Source organism: Pseudomonas sp. LBUM1644, assembly GCF_059716195.1.
On the sequence record NZ_CP166812.1, the window covers coordinates 6064337 to 6079091 of the forward strand.

Sequence of the window (14755 nt, forward strand, 5' to 3'; positions counted from 1 at the left end):
AGCATCAGGATCTAGGTGCGTAAGCGAATACGTCGGCACGCATTTGATGAGCATCCATCCCCGCTTCCACCAGCGCGTCCAGCGTGCCGTAGACCATCGCCGGCGAGCCACTGGCGTAGACATGCAGCGTTTTCAGGTCCGGAAAATCTTCACACACCGCCTCATGCAACATGCCGCAGCGCCCCTGCCAGCCGCATTGATCACTGACGACCTTATGCAGGAACAGATTGGGCAGTTTCAGCCATTCAGCCCAATGCTCGATTTCATAAAAGTCTTCAGGACGACGTACGCCCCAATACAGATGCACCGGGTGTTTGAAGCCTGAGGCACGGCAATGTTCGATCAAACTGTGAATCTGCCCCATGCCAGTGCCTGCGGCGATCAGCACCAGCGGGCCTTCCGGCAGTTCCGCCAGATGGGTGTCGCCAAACGGCAGCTCAATGCGCACCAGGGTATTGCGCTGCAGTTGTTCGATCAGGCTTTGCGCACTGCTTTCGCGCGCCAGCACGTGTATTTCCAGGTCACGTCCGCCATGCGGGGCCGAGGCCAGGGAGAAAGCGGATTTCTCGCCGTTCTCACGCTCGATCATCAAATACTGACCGGCGTGATAACGCGGCGGTTTGCCGGCCGGCGCTCGCAGACGCACGCGCCAGGTATCCCCGCCGACGTCCCTGCATTCAATGACCTGACACGACAGGCTGCGCAACGGCAACTCTCCCAGTGCGAGCACGCCATCCCACAGCACGATGCAGTCTTCCAGCGGCTCTGCTATGCAAGTGTAGAACTCGCCATGGTCGCGCACACCGCCTTCCTGCTCGACGCGCCCTTCCACCAGCAGCGCGGCGCACACATGGCAATTGCCGTTGCGGCAGCTTTGCGGGCATTCATAGCCCAGACGCCGCGCTCCATCGAGAATCCGCTCGCCGGGCAGAATATCCAGCACGGCTCCGGAGGGCTGCAAAGTTACACGCATCAATCTATTCCTAACTGATTCCAGATGGCATCGATCCGCTGGGTAACGGCTTCGTCCTTGACGATGACCCGGCCCCACTCGCGCGTGGTTTCGCCCGGCCATTTATGCGTGGCATCGAGCCCCATTTTCGACCCCAGGCCGGAAACCGGCGAGGCGAAGTCCAGGTAGTCGATCGGCGTGTTGTCGATCATCACCGTGTCGCGCTTGGGGTCCATGCGCGTGGTGATGGCCCAGATCACGTCGTTCCAGTCGCGTGCGTTGATATCGTCGTCGGTGACGATAACGAACTTGGTGTACATGAACTGTCGCAAAAACGACCACACACCAAGCATTACCCGCTTGGCATGGCCGGGATACGACTTCTTCATGGTCACGATGGCCATGCGGTACGAGCAACCTTCGGGCGGCAGGTAGAAGTCGGTGATCTCCGGAAATTGCTTCTGCAGGATCGGCACGAACACTTCGTTCAGCGCCACGCCGAGAATCGCCGGCTCATCCGGCGGACGGCCGGTATAGGTGCTGTGGTAGATCGGCTTGATCCGATGGGTGATGCGCTCGACGGTGAACACCGGAAAGCTGTCGACTTCGTTGTAATACCCGGTGTGGTCGCCATACGGGCCTTCATCGGCCATCTCGCCCGGGTGAATGACGCCTTCGAGGATGATCTCGGCAGTAGCCGGCACTTGCAGGTCATTGCCACGGCACTTCACCAACTCCGTACGGTTACCACGCAGCAGTCCGGCGAATGCGTATTCGGAGAGGCTGTCCGGCACGGGCGTCACGGCACCAAGAATCGTCGCCGGGTCCGCACCCAGCGCCACGGACACCGGGAACGGCTGCCCCGGATGCTTCTCGCACCACTCACGGTAATCCAGCGCACCGCCCCGGTGGCTTAGCCAACGCATGATGACCTTGTTGCGGCCAATCACTTGCTGGCGGTAGATGCCGAGGTTCTGCCGGTCTTTGTTCGGACCTTTGGTGACGGTCAGGCCCCAGGTGATCAGCGGGCCGACGTCGCCAGGCCAGCAGGTCTGCACCGGCAGCATCGCGAGGTCGACGTCGTCGCCTTCGATGACCACTTCCTGGCAGACCGCGTCTTTGACGACTTTCGGCGCCATGGCGATGATCTTGCGGAAGATCGGCAACTTCGACCAGGCATCTTTCAAGCCCTTCGGTGGCTCGGGCTCCTTGAGGAACGCCAGCAACTTGCCGATCTCACGCAGCTCGCTGACCGCCTCGGCGCCCATGCCCATGGCGACCCGCTCGGGGGTGCCGAACAGGTTGCCGAGTACCGGGATGTCGTACCCGGTAGGGTTTTCGAACAACAGCGCCGGGCCTTTTGCCCGCAGCGTGCGATCACAGACTTCGGTCATCTCCAGCACTGGAGAAACGGGGATCTGGATGCGTTTCAACTCTCCGCGCTGCTCAAGCTGCTGCACGAAATCCCGAAGATCCTTGAATTTCATTGATGATGGCACCCGTAAAATAGGCGTACATCCTACCTGCTCTGGCGCTCAAACAGCAGCCTGTCAGTGCTCTGCGCCGATCAAATTTGATTGGCGCCCGACAGCACAGGGGTGAATAAAGGGCTCAATCTGGCGCTGCCACTGTCTGACAGATGATCTTCATCCCTGTACTGCGAATGGCCGTTGACTTCGATATTGCAGATGCCTTGCGCGCACATCAACGGCGTCGGGTCGATGACATGCACGCCCGGGTCCGCGGCGGCCATCGAGTCGAACAAGGCACTGAGAAAATGCTGCCTTGCCAGGTGTTCCTCAAGCGGGCGCCCCAGCCCTTCGACCGAACCGCCAATACGGGCCAGGCTCGTCAGGCGAGAAACACTGCCCTTACGCTGCAGCGGCACTTCCTTGAACAGCCAGACCTGCACACCCGCCTCCCTTAACGCCGTCACCCGCGCCTTGAGTGCCGCGGCCATGCGCTGCTCGGCTTGAGCCGTATTGTCGTGCTCGTTGAGCAGCACTTTTTTATCGCCGTCTTCACGGCCGTATACGTTAAGGCTCCAGTTGGAGGCCAGCACCACATCCTTGATCTTCAGGCTGCGAACGCGCTCCATGGTGCGCTCGTTGAAGTCATTGCAGCGTTGGCGTTGATCGTTGCTGAGAACCGGCGAACAGGCACTCATGCTGTACAACCACACCGGATGACCTTCAAGTTGTGCGCTGTGTTCGATGGCCGGTAACAGCGCCGCGGCATGACTGTCGCCCCAGAACATCATCGTGGCCGGAACATCCGTGCTGCCACCGAGCAGGCACGCCTTGTCCAGGTTTTTGTCCGAGGTCACCAACATGCACTTCATCTGCCCGGACTTCCATTCCCGAGACTCTGCGTATTCCCGGGCTTTGCCGGTAAGGCGCTGCGGAAGGCCATCCGCTGACCGCACGGCCGAACCAATGATCGCCAGAGCCGCCATGGCCACCAAACCGCCCACCAATACGGGTCTGCGCCCCGCAAGCACGCGTTTTTCGCGGAACGGCAGCTCGACGAAGCGCCAGCTCACCCACGCAAGACCCAACGCCAGCCCGATCCAGCCGGTTGCCTCAACGGGATGAATACCGTCAATCGATACGGCATTTGCGAAGACGTATACCGGCCAGTGCCACAAATACAGGGAGTAGGAAATCAGGCCGATCCAGATCAGCGCGCGGGCACTCAACAGTTTGCCGACCCACGTTGAGCCCTGGCCACCCGACCAGATCATCGCGGTTGCCCCAAGCACTGGCAGCAACGCCGCCCAGCCAGGGAATGCGGTGGATTTGTTGAACGTGAAAACAGCCGCAAGGACCGCGACCAGCCCGGCAAGCCCGACAGACTGATAAAGCCAGGGCCGCACGGATTGCTTCGACGCCGGCAAAACCGCCAGCATGGCACCGCACAGCAGTTCCCAGGCGCGAGTCGGCAACGAGAAGAAAGCCATATCAGGCTTGCGATCGATATAGGCGACGTTCAGCCCGAACGACAGCACAAGCACGGCAAACAGCATCCAGCGCCAATGACGAACATGACGCATCAACAGCGCCATCAACAGCGGGAAGAAAATGTAGTACTGCTCTTCAACGGCCAAAGACCACGTATGAAGCAGCGGCTTCAAGTCTGACGCGGGCTGGAAGTAGCCGTCCTCTCGCATGAACAGAATGTTCGATGCAAAAAGCGCCTGATAACGGACCGTCCGTCCCAGCTCCGCAAAGTCCTTGGGTGTCAGCAACAGCCAGCCGAACGCCAGCGTCACCAGCATGACCACGCTCAAGGCCGGAATAATACGCCGGGCACGCCGCGCCCAGAAATCGACGAAGCTGAAACGCTGTGCGCTGATCTCGCGGAACAGGATGGTGGTAATCAGGTAGCCGGAAATGACGAAGAAGACATCAACGCCAACAAAGCCACCGCTAAATGCGCTGAACCCGAAATGGAACAGCACGACCGGTATAACGGCCAGAGCCCGCAAACCATCGATATCACGGCGATTGCCAAACGTGTGCATGACGCCCCTTGTCGCTTCAGATACAAACCGATTAAAAAAAAGGCTCACCGATAGCGCGAATGGGGGTTATTCGAAGGAGGTCAACCGAGGACGTACCTGTCAGAACACGCGATCAATCGCCAGCAGGATTAACGCAGGGAACACCGGCGAATCAGCTGTGAGCGGGCGGTGACGCCCTTGGAACGGGCGCCAGTTTACAGGACGCGGTGTATGTATCCAGATACAAATGTTGCGATATAGCGCGCAAAAAAAAGCGCCCTTTCTGGGGGGCGCTCTTTTTAAGCGTGTTTCGACTTACTTACGCTTCATCGACAAGAAGAACTCATCGTTGGTCTTGGTCGTTTTCAGCTTGTCGACCAGGAACTCGATGGCAGCAATTTCGTCCATCGGGTGCAGCAGCTTGCGCAGGATCCACATGCGCTGCAACTCGTCGTCGGCCGTCAGCAGCTCTTCGCGGCGGGTACCGGAGCGGTTGATGTTGATGGCCGGGAACACGCGTTTTTCAGCGATACGGCGATCCAGCGGCAGTTCCATGTTGCCCGTGCCTTTGAACTCTTCGTAGATCACTTCGTCCATCTTCGAGCCGGTTTCAACCAGCGCGGTGGCGATGATGGTCAGCGAACCGCCTTCTTCGATGTTCCGCGCGGCACCGAAGAAACGCTTCGGTTTCTCCAGGGCGTGGGCATCGACACCACCGGTGAGCACTTTGCCGGAGCTCGGGATCACGGTGTTGTAGGCACGAGCCAGACGGGTGATGGAGTCGAGCAGGATCACCACGTCCTTCTTGTGTTCGACCAGGCGCTTGGCCTTCTCGATCACCATTTCGGCAACCTGCACGTGGCGGGTCGGCGGCTCGTCGAACGTCGAGGCAACCACTTCGCCGCGCACGGTGCGCTGCATTTCGGTGACTTCTTCCGGACGTTCATCGATCAGCAATACGATCAGGTGAACTTCAGGGTTGTTACGTGCGATGTTCGCTGCGATGTTCTGCAGCATGATGGTTTTACCGGCTTTCGGCGGTGCAACGATCAGACCACGCTGGCCTTTGCCGATCGGGGCGCACAGGTCGATGACTCGACCGGTCAAGTCTTCGGTGGAACCGTTGCCGGCTTCCATCTTCATGCGCACGGTCGGGAACAGCGGGGTCAGGTTCTCGAAGAGAATCTTGTTTTTCGCGTTCTCGGGACGGTCGTAGTTGATCGTGTCGACCTTGAGCAGCGCGAAATAACGCTCGCCTTCCTTCGGAGGGCGGATCTTGCCAACGATGGTGTCACCGGTGCGCAAGTTGAAACGGCGGATCTGGCTCGGCGAGACGTAGATATCGTCCGGGCCGGCGAGATAGGAAGCGTCAGCGGAGCGCAGGAAGCCGAAGCCGTCCTGGAGAATCTCCAGCACGCCATCACCGGAGATTTCCTCGCCGCTTTTCGCGTGCTTTTTGAGCAGGGAGAAAATCACGTCCTGCTTGCGCGAACGGGCCATATTTTCTATGCCCATCTGTTCGGCCAATTCGAGCAGTTCGGTAATCGGCTTTTGCTTGAGTTCAGTCAGATTCATATAGGAATGACGTAATCATTTATGGAGGGGGGGAAATTAAGCTTTTGGCTTAATGAGGCCGCGCCGCAGAGAAGGCGACAGGATCGCGTACTTATTCGAAAAGGAGTGCGTCGGCGACGGCTAGCAGGGGGCAATGGAGAAACCAGTGCGGGGCCGAATGTACCACCTGAGTTTCGGAGCGTCTAGCCCTGAATAACGAAAAAGCCCCGCAATATGCGGGGCCTTTTTTCGGACACTTTACAACGACGCTTAGATGTTGGCGTCGAGGAAGGCAGCCAGTTGCGACTTCGACAGTGCGCCGACCTTGGTTGCTTCAACGTTGCCGTTCTTGAACAGCATCAGCGTAGGGATACCACGCACGCCATGCTTGGCCGGGGTTTCCTGGTTTTCGTCGATGTTCAGTTTGGCAATGGTCAGCTTGCCTTTGTAGGTCTCGGCAATCTCGTCCAGGACAGGAGCGATCATTTTGCAAGGGCCGCACCACTCAGCCCAGTAGTCGACCAGTACAGCGCCTTCGGCCTTGAGTACATCGGCCTCGAAGCTAGCGTCGCTAACGTGTTTGATAAGATCGCTGCTCATGGAAGTCTCCAGGTTGTAAGCAAAAAAACGTGGCCCATCATAGCCGCCCTTCCCTCGTTCAGGAAGGTGCAGATGATTGAGTCTCGCTATGGTGGTGCATGAGTTTGGGTATAGCTCAAGTCAAGACGTGGCGGGAGCGACGAACGCAATTGCGGTGCGCAACGCGGCGTTACGCACATGCTCGTGCATCGCTTTCTGCGCCGCGCCGGACGCCCGCCGGGACAGCGCACGGAGGATTTTGCGGTGCTCCTGCCAGGTTTCCATGGCCCGCTCGGCCCGGATGAACGGTAGCTTCTGGCTCTCAAGAAAGATGTCTGCGCTGGCGGTCAGGATGCTCAGCATCGCCCGATTGCCGCTGGCCAGCAGGATGCGCCGATGAAATTCGAAGTCCAGTCGCGCCGCCGCCTCAAAGTCGCCAGCCTTCAATTCATTGCGCATGGCGGCGACGTTGTCCTCCAGCGCATCAAGGTCATGTGTGCCCAGGGTGACGGCCGCCAGACCGGCGGCAAAGCCTTCCAGGGCATAACGCAGTTGAAAGATGTCCAGCGGGGATGCCTGCGCCGCGAACGGCCAATTCAGCGCCGCATCACCCTTGGGCAAATCCACCGGCGACTGCACGAACACGCCCCTGCCCGGCTGAATGCTGATCACACCCAGCGCACTCAACGATGACAACGCCTCGCGCAGCGACGCCCGACTGACGCCCAATTGCACGGCAAGGTCCCGTTGTGAGGGCAAGGCATCCCCCGGCCCGAACCCTTGCTCGGTGATCAATTTACGGATGGCTTGCAGCGCCACTTCAGGCACGGCGCGGGAGATCGAGTTCATGGTTTTTCAGACGAACCAGGCCAATGAGCGGCTAGTTGTAAAGCTATTCGCGGCGCCCGGCAAGTCGTGCCCCATGGGGGTTCGGCGAAATCCGGCAATGCGCGATCGGGGTGCGAAATACCCTTCAACTGTTCAGACCAGTAAGACCGAACAACCCCAGCAAACCCGTGGTCTGGCGCCCACAAATCTCGATATTGGCATGCCCCGTGCTCTGTCGAACCGCAGAAATCATTCCTCGCCGATTCGGAGATTTGCCATGACCCAGCGTTACAGCGCCCTCCTCGCCGCCCTGTTTGCCAGCCTGATGCTGAGCCAGGCACCCGCCCACGCCGACGGTCTGGAGGATGTGGTCAAGCGCGGCGTCCTCAAGGTTGCCGTGCCTCAGGACTTCCCGCCATTCGGCTCGGTCGGTCCTGACATGAAACCCCGCGGCCTCGATATCGACACCGCCAAACTGCTCGCCGACCAGCTCAAGGTCAAACTCGAACTGACCCCGGTCAACAGCACCAACCGCATCCCGTTCCTCACCACCGGCAAGGTTGACCTGGTGATCTCCAGCCTGGGCAAGAACCCGGAGCGTGAGAAGGTCATCGACTTCTCCCATGCCTACGCGCCGTTCTACCTCGCCGTGTTCGGTCCGCCAGACGCCGACATCAAAGGCCTGGGCGACCTCAAGGGCAAAACCATCAGCGTCACCCGTGGCGCCATCGAAGACATCGAACTGACCAAAGTCGCCCCCGAAGGCGTGACCATCAAGCGCTTCGAAGACAACAACTCGACCATCGCCGCCTACCTCGCCGGTCAGGTCGACCTGATCGCCAGCGGCAACGTGGTGATGGTGACGATCAGCGAACGCAACCCGAAACGCATCCCGGCGCTGAAAGTGAAGCTCAAGGATTCGCCGGTCTACGTCGGCGTGAACAAGAACGAGCCGGCGTTGCTGGACAAGGTCAACCAGATCCTCGCCACCGCCAAGACTGACGGCGCGCTGGAGAAGAACGCCCAGACCTGGCTGAAAGAGCCGCTGCCGGCCGATCTCTGATCGCCGCGAGGGAGACTGGGATGGCCTATCAATTCGACTTTATGCCAGTGGTGCAAAACACCGACCTGCTGCTGCGCGGCGCGCTGTTCACCCTTGAGTTGACGGCCATCGGCGCAGTGCTCGGCGTGGGCCTGGGCATTGTCGGGGCGCTGGTACGGGCGTGGAACATTCGCCCGTTCTCGGCGATTTTCGGGGTCTACGTCGAGTTGATCCGCAACACGCCGTTTCTGGTGCAGTTGTTTTTCATCTTCTTCGGTTTGCCGTCGCTGGGTCTGCAGATTTCCGAATGGCAGGCCGCCGTGCTGGCAATGGTGATCAACCTCGGCGCCTATTCGACCGAGATCATCCGCGCCGGCATTCAAGCGATTCCCCGAGGACAGCTGGAAGCCGCAGCCGCCCTGGCGATGACGCGCTTCGAAGCCTTCCGCCATGTGATCCTGCTGCCCGCTCTGGGCAAAGTCTGGCCAGCGCTGAGCAGCCAGATCATCATCGTCATGCTCGGTTCGGCGGTCTGTTCGCAAATCGCCACCGAAGAGCTGAGCTTCGCCGCCAACTTCATTCAATCGCGCAACTTCCGCGCCTTTGAAACCTACGCCCTGACCACGCTGATCTACCTGTGCATGGCGCTGCTGATCCGCCAATTGCTGAACTGGATCGGTCGCCGCTACATCGCAAGGAGCAGCCAATGAGCGATTTCACCTTCTGGGACATCGTGCGCAACCTGCTCACGGGCCTGCAATGGACGCTGGCGCTGTCGCTGGTGGCGTTTGTCGGCGGCGGCTTGATCGGCTTGCTGATCATGGTCATGCGCATTTCCAAGAAAGCCCTGCCGCGCAACGTTGCGCGCACCTACATCGAGCTGTTCCAGGGCACGCCGTTGTTGATGCAGCTGTTCCTGGTGTTTTTTGGCGTGGCGCTGGCCGGGGTGGAGATTTCGCCGTGGATGTCGGCGGCGATTGCCCTGACGCTGTTCACCAGCGCGTATCTGGCGGAGATCTGGCGCGGCTGCGTCGACTCGATCCCCAACGGCCAGTGGGAAGCCTCGTCGAGCCTGGCGCTCAATCCGCTTGAGCAGCTGCGCTATGTGATCCTGCCGCAAGCCCTGCGCATTGCCGTGGCGCCGACCGTGGGTTTCTCGGTGCAGGTGGTCAAAGGCACGGCGGTCACGTCGATCATCGGCTTCACCGAGCTGACCAAGACCGGCGGCATGCTCGCCAATGCCACGTTTGAACCGTTCATGGTCTATGGCCTCGTCGCCCTCGGCTACTTCCTGCTCTGCTACCCCTTGTCCCTCAGTGCGCGCTACCTGGAAAGGAGACTGCATGCCTCTGCTTAGAATTTCCGCCCTGCATAAATATTACGGCGATCACCATGTGCTCAAAGGCATCGACTTGACTGTCGAGGAAGGCCAGGTGGTGGCCATCATCGGCCGTAGCGGCTCGGGAAAATCCACGTTGCTGCGCACGTTGAATGGCCTGGAATCGATCAACGACGGCGTGATTGAAGTCGACGGCGACTACCTCGACGCCGCCCGCGCTGATTTGCGCAGCCTGCGGCAAAAAGTCGGGATGGTGTTTCAACAGTTCAACCTGTTCCCGCACCTGACCGTGGGCGAAAACGTGATGCTCGCGCCGCAAGTGGTGCAAAAAGTGTCCAAGGCCAACGCTAAAGAGCTGGCGCGCGCGATGCTGGAACGGGTCGGGCTGGGGGAGAAGTTTGATGCCTTCCCGGATCGACTGTCTGGCGGGCAGCAACAGCGCGTGGCGATCGCCCGGGCCTTGGCCATGTCGCCCAAGGTCTTGCTGTGCGACGAGATCACCTCGGCGCTGGACCCGGAATTGGTCAACGAAGTGTTGAGCGTGGTCCGGCAACTGGCCAAAGAAGGCATGACGTTGATCATGGTGACCCACGAAATGCGCTTTGCCCGGGAGGTGGGGGATAAGTTGGTGTTCATGCATCAGGGCAAGGTGCATGAGGTGGGGGACCCGAAGGTGTTGTTTGCCAATCCGCAGACGGCGGAGTTGGCGAATTTCATTGGGACCGTCGAAGCCGCCGGTTAATCCCGTGTGGCGAGGGGGCTTGCCCCCGTTCGGCCGCGAAGCGGTCGTAAAACAGCCACCGAGTTTTAACTGACACCCTTGCAGTGAATGATTTTGGGGCTGCTACGCAGCCCAACGGGGGCAAGCCCCCTCGCCACAGGGTTGCGCAGGGTCAAGGCTTTGCGCCGTACGCGTTGGCGCCAGCCTTTGATCGTGGCACGATGTCGAGGTTATCGACCGAGACCCCCTGACCATGCCGCAATCCCAAGCCAAGAATCTGTCCCTGATCGCCGCAATCGACCTGGGCTCCAACAGCTTTCACATGGTCGTGGCCAAGGCCCAGAACGGCGAAATCCGCATTCTCGAACGACTCGGGGAAAAGGTTCAGCTGGCCGCCGGCATCGACGATGAGCGCCAGCTCAGCGAAGAATCCATGCAGCGCGGGCTCGATTGCCTGAAGCGTTTTGCCCAACTGATCAACGGTATGCCGCCCGGCGCCGTGCGGATCGTCGGCACCAACGCCCTGCGTGAAGCCCGCAACCGCGGCGAATTCATCCGCCGCGCCGAAGAAATCCTCGGCCACCCGGTGGAAGTCATCTCCGGCCGTGAAGAAGCACGCCTTATTTACCTCGGCGTTTCCCACACCCTCGCCGACACCCCGGGCAAGCGCCTGGTCGCCGACATCGGTGGCGGCAGTACCGAATTCATCATTGGCCAGCGCTTCGAACCGCTGCTGCGCGAAAGCTTGCAAATGGGCTGTGTCAGCTTCACCCAGCGCTACTTCAAGGACGGCAAGATCACCCCGGCCCGTTACGCCCAGGCGTACACCGCGGCGCGGCTGGAGATCATGAGCATCGAACACGCCCTGCATCGCCTGACCTGGGATGAAGCCATCGGCTCCTCGGGCACCATTCGCGCCATTGGCCTGGCGCTGAAGGCGGGCGGTCACGGCACCGGTGAAGTGAACGCCGAAGGCCTGGCCTGGCTCAAACGCAAACTGATCAAGCTCGGTGACGCCGAGAAGATCGACTTCGAAGGCATCAAGCCCGATCGTCGAGCAATTTTCCCCGCGGGGCTGGCGATTCTCGAAGCCATCTTCGATGCGCTAGAACTGAAACGCATGGATCACTGTGAAGGCGCCCTGCGCGAAGGCGTGCTCTACGACCTGTTGGGCCGTCATCACCACGAAGACGTCCGTGAACGCACCCTCAGCTCGCTGATGGAGCGTTATCACGTTGATCTGGAACAGGCGGCGCGGGTCGAGCGCAAAGCGCTGCACGCCTTCGACCAGGTGGCCGAGGATTGGGACCTGGATGACGGCGTCTGGCGCGAATTGCTCGGCTGGGCGGCGAAGGTGCATGAAGTGGGCCTGGACATCGCGCACTATCACTACCACAAGCATGGCGCCTACCTGATCGAGCACTCGGACCTCGCCGGTTTCTCCCGCGAAGACCAGCTGATGCTCGCGCTGCTGGTGCGTGGCCACCGCCGTAATATTCCTCGGGACAAGTTTGCCGACTTCGGCGATGAAGGCATCAAGCTGATTCGACTGTGCGTGTTGCTGCGCTTTGCGATCCTGTTCCACCACATCCGCGGTACCCAGCAAATGCCACAGGTTGAGCTGCGTGCCAACGGCGACAGCCTCGATGTGTTGTTCCCGGAAAACTGGCTGGACGAAAACCAGCTGACCCAGGCCGACTTCGCCCTCGAAGCGGAATGGCTGACCCGGGTTGGCTTCACCCTGAACGTCCGCTAATGACGCAATACCCTGTATGAACGTTCGCTAATTGCGCAATACCCTGTAGGAGCTGCCGCAGGCTGCGATCTTTTGATCTTGATCGTTTAAAAGCAAGATCAAAAGATCGCAGCCTTCGGCAGCTCCTACAGGGAATGATTTGCACCGGTAGAAACAGGGGAAGTTTTGATCCGGTAGAAACAATGGGATGATTTTGGTCCGGTAAAAACAAAAATGGCGATCCGCAGGGATCGCCATTTTTTATGCCCTGTGCGGGTTAACGCACTGCCAGAATCGGACTGCCCAACCGCTCCAGCAGCGTTGCCTGGGCACTGCGCGGGTTCTGGTTGCCGGTCGGCGTGTTGCGGATGTAACGACCGTCCGACTGCAGGCTCCAGCTGTGGGTGTTGTCGGTGAGATACAGCTCCAGCTCTTTCTTGACCCGCATGATCAGCTTCTTGCCTTCCACGGGGAAGCAAGTCTCGACGCGCTTGTCGAGGTTGCGCTCCATCCAGTCGGCGCTGGAGAGGAACATTTGCTCTTCCCCGCCATTGAGGAAGTAGAAGACCCGGGTGTGCTCCAGGAAGCGGCCAATGATCGAACGCACGTGGATGTTGTGCGAAACCCCGGCGATGCCCGGACGCAGGCAGCACATGCCGCGCACCACCAGATCGATGCGCACCCCGGATTGGCTGGCCTTGTACAGCGCGCGGATGATCTTCGGATCGGTCAGCGAGTTGAACTTGGCGATGATGTGCGCCGGTTTGCCGTCGAGGGCGAACTGGGTTTCGCGGGCAATCATGTCGAGCATGCCCTTTTTCAGCGTGAACGGCGCGTGCAGCAGCTTCTTCATGCGCAGGGTCTTGCCCATGCCGATCAACTGGCTGAACAGTTTGCCAACGTCCTCGCATAAGGCATCGTCTGACGTGAGCAAGCTGTAGTCGGTGTACAGACGGGCGTTGGCGGCGTGGTAGTTGCCGGTACCCAAGTGCGCATAACGCACGATCTCGCCGGCCTCGCGGCGCAGGATCAGCATCATCTTGGCGTGGGTCTTGAAGCCGACCACGCCGTAGATCACCACTGCACCGGCCGCTTGCAGACGGCTGGCCAGTTGCAGGTTGGACTCTTCGTCGAACCGCGCACGCAATTCAATCACCGCGGTGACTTCCTTGCCGTTACGCGCGGCGTCGACCAGCGCATCAACGATTTCCGAGTTGGCGCCAGAGCGGTACAGCGTCTGCCGGACCGCCAACACATGCGGGTCCTTCGCGGCCTGGCGCAGCAGGTCGACCACCGGGGTGAACGACTCGAACGGGTGCAGCAGCAGAATGTCCTGCTTGCTGATCACGCTGAAAATGTTCTCGCTGTTCTGCAGCAGTTTCGGGATCTGCGGCGTGAACGGCGTGTATTGCAGCGCTCGCTGACTGTCCAGGCCCGTGATGCTGAACAGGCGGGTCAGGTTGACCGGACCGTTGACCTGATACAGCTCGGTCTCGTGCAGGTTGAACTGCTTGAGCAAGTAGTCGGACAGGTGTTTCGGGCAAGTGTCGGCGACTTCCAGGCGCACCGCGTCACCGTAGCGACGGGAGAACAACTCGCCACGCAGGGCGCGGGCCAGGTCTTCTACATCTTCGGTATCGACTGCAAGGTCAGCGTTTCGGGTCAGGCGGAACTGGTAGCAGCCCTTGACCTTCATGCCCTGGAACAGGTCATCGGCGTGCGCGTGGATCATCGACGACAGGAACACATAGTTGTCGCCAGGGCCGCCCACTTCTTCCGGCAGCTTGATGACACGCGGCAGCAGACGCGGCGCCGGGATGATCGCCAGGCCGGAGTCGCGACCGAAGGCGTCGATCCCTTCGAGCTCGACGATGAAGTTCAGGCTCTTGTTGACCAGCAACGGAAACGGGTGCGTCGGGTCGAGGCCAATCGGGGTAATGATCGGCGCGATCTCGTCGCGGAAATAGCGGCGGACCCAGGTTTTGATCTTGGTGTTCCAGTGACGCCGACGGATGAAGCGGACCTGATGTTTCTCAAGCTCCGGCAACAGAATGTCGTTGAGAATCGCGTACTGGCGGTCGACGTGACCGTGCACTAACTCGCTGATACGCGCCAGGGCCTGGTGCGGTTGCAGGCCGTCGGCACCGGCTTGTTCACGGGCGAAGGTGATCTGCTTCTTCAGGCCGGCCACACGAATTTCGAAGAACTCGTCCAGGTTGCTGGAGAAGATCAGCAAAAACTTCAGCCGCTCCAGCAACGGGTAGGACTCATCCAGCGCCTGCTCCAGCACGCGGATATTGAACTGCAGTTGCGAGAGCTCGCGATGGATGTACAGGCTGCTGTCATCCAGCCCGGGAATGGCAATCGCCGGTGCCGCAGCGGCGGGCTCGGCCACCACCGCGGCGGGAGCTGGTTCCACATCCGGCGGGGTTTCGTCGATTTGCTCTACCACGGGTTGAGCGTCTTTTACGGCAACTTCAGTGAGTCCTTCGGTATTCATGGA

The 14755-nt window shown here is 60.0% G+C and carries 12 protein-coding genes; 5 read left to right on the plus strand and 7 right to left on the minus strand.

Going from position 1 to position 14755, the window contains the following annotated elements; all coding sequences use genetic code 11:
- Window positions 1–4: 4 nt before the first annotated feature.
- The 6 genes from ACA052_RS27905 to ACA052_RS27930 all read right to left on the minus strand — a co-directional run bounded on the left by ACA052_RS27905 (window position 5) and on the right by ACA052_RS27930 (window position 7436).
- On the minus strand, window positions 5–973 hold the full coding sequence (locus ACA052_RS27905) for a CDP-6-deoxy-delta-3,4-glucoseen reductase (protein ID WP_497647683.1): 969 nt from the start codon (window positions 971–973) through the stop codon (window positions 5–7).
- A complete protein-coding gene (ubiD, locus tag ACA052_RS27910; RefSeq protein WP_150712980.1) occupies window positions 973–2439 on the minus strand; it encodes a 4-hydroxy-3-polyprenylbenzoate decarboxylase in 1467 nt (488 codons plus the stop codon). The genes ACA052_RS27905 and ubiD overlap by 1 nt, the downstream gene beginning before the upstream one ends.
- Window positions 2440–2519: 80 nt before the next feature.
- Window positions 2520–4475, minus strand: a complete 1956-nt coding sequence (locus ACA052_RS27915) for an acyltransferase family protein (RefSeq protein ID WP_497647684.1) — start codon at window positions 4473–4475, stop codon at window positions 2520–2522.
- Between the two features lie 294 nt (window positions 4476–4769).
- Entirely contained in the window at window positions 4770–6029 is a 1260-nt protein-coding gene (rho, locus tag ACA052_RS27920) for a transcription termination factor Rho (RefSeq protein WP_007942421.1), read from the minus strand.
- Window positions 6030–6278: 249 nt separating this feature from the next.
- Entirely contained in the window at window positions 6279–6608 is a 330-nt protein-coding gene (trxA, locus tag ACA052_RS27925; protein WP_003177349.1) for a thioredoxin TrxA, read from the minus strand.
- Between the two features lie 120 nt (window positions 6609–6728).
- Window positions 6729–7436 (minus strand): FadR/GntR family transcriptional regulator, encoded by a 708-nt coding sequence (locus tag ACA052_RS27930; RefSeq protein ID WP_497647685.1) that lies wholly within the window; start codon window positions 7434–7436, stop codon window positions 6729–6731.
- A 256-nt stretch (window positions 7437–7692) separates the two neighbouring features.
- Between ACA052_RS27930 and ACA052_RS27935 the strand changes: the two genes are divergently transcribed.
- The 5 genes from ACA052_RS27935 (at window position 7693) to ppx (ending at window position 12273) form a co-directional block, all read left to right on the plus strand.
- On the plus strand, window positions 7693–8478 hold the full coding sequence (locus ACA052_RS27935; protein ID WP_497647686.1) for a transporter substrate-binding domain-containing protein: 786 nt from the start codon (window positions 7693–7695) through the stop codon (window positions 8476–8478).
- A gap of 20 nt (window positions 8479–8498) precedes the next feature.
- Window positions 8499–9167 carry an amino acid ABC transporter permease gene (locus ACA052_RS27940; RefSeq protein WP_497647687.1) on the plus strand — a complete coding sequence of 223 codons (669 nt, stop codon included), beginning with the start codon at window positions 8499–8501 and terminating at the stop codon, window positions 9165–9167.
- Window positions 9164–9814: an amino acid ABC transporter permease gene (locus tag ACA052_RS27945; RefSeq protein WP_497647688.1), complete on the plus strand. Its 651-nt coding sequence runs from the start codon at window positions 9164–9166 to the stop codon at window positions 9812–9814. Before ACA052_RS27940 ends, ACA052_RS27945 begins: the two co-directional genes overlap by 4 nt.
- Window positions 9801–10538 (plus strand): amino acid ABC transporter ATP-binding protein, encoded by a 738-nt coding sequence (locus tag ACA052_RS27950; protein ID WP_497647689.1) that lies wholly within the window; start codon window positions 9801–9803, stop codon window positions 10536–10538. Before ACA052_RS27945 ends, ACA052_RS27950 begins: the two co-directional genes overlap by 14 nt.
- Before the next feature lie 232 nt (window positions 10539–10770).
- On the plus strand, window positions 10771–12273 hold the full coding sequence (ppx, locus tag ACA052_RS27955; protein WP_497647690.1) for an exopolyphosphatase: 1503 nt from the start codon (window positions 10771–10773) through the stop codon (window positions 12271–12273).
- A 256-nt stretch (window positions 12274–12529) separates the two neighbouring features.
- Here the strand turns inward: ppx and ppk1 are convergent, their stop codons facing one another.
- Entirely contained in the window at window positions 12530–14752 is a 2223-nt protein-coding gene (gene ppk1 / locus ACA052_RS27960; RefSeq protein WP_497647691.1) for a polyphosphate kinase 1, read from the minus strand.
- Between the last annotated feature and the right edge of the window lie 3 nt (window positions 14753–14755).